Source organism: Halomonas sp. SIMBA_159, from assembly GCF_046536035.1.
GTDB classification, from domain to species: domain Bacteria; phylum Pseudomonadota; class Gammaproteobacteria; order Pseudomonadales; family Halomonadaceae; genus Vreelandella; species Vreelandella venusta_A.
This window is the reverse complement of record NZ_JAWJBT010000092.1, coordinates 1-494: the sequence shown is the minus strand read 5'-3', so window position 1 is coordinate 494 and position 494 is coordinate 1. Positions and strand designations below refer to the sequence as shown.

The 494-nt window shown below is 62.1% G+C and carries 1 pseudogene; it reads right to left on the bottom strand.

Features of this window, described 5'->3' with window-relative positions:
* Positions 1-494 (bottom strand): annotated as a pseudogene (locus R0J87_RS18500) (glutamate synthase large subunit); the annotation flags it as partial.

Sequence of the window (494 nt, the reverse complement as noted above, 5' to 3'; positions counted from 1 at the left end):
GGCCATCGGCGACAGGATCTGCTCCAGCTCCTCGATGGTATAGCCGGCTGCAACCTGACGGCGGCGCAGCTCCTCGCCGGAGAACAGGGGCGTTTCCTGCACGCTGCCCAGCACCGCGTCCAGATCGTTGACTTTCGCCACCCAGTCGCCAAAGGGCAACGCGCGGGAAAGTTTATCCTTGATTTCAACGTCGTGGTAGAGTTCGCCCTTCTTCATGTCCACGGCCAGCATCTGACCCGGACCCAGCGCGCCCTTTTCCACCACAGAGGCTTCGTCGATCGGCACCATGCCTGCCTCGGAGCCCGCAATGACCAGACCGTCGCCGGTGACCACATAGCGCATCGGGCGCAGACCGTTGCGGTCGAGGTTACAGGCGGCATAGCGGCCGTCTGACATCACGATCCCGGCCGGGCCGTCCCACGGTTCCATGTGCATGGAGTTAAAGTCGTAAAAGGCACGCAGTTTCGGATCCATATCCGGGTGGTTTTGCCATG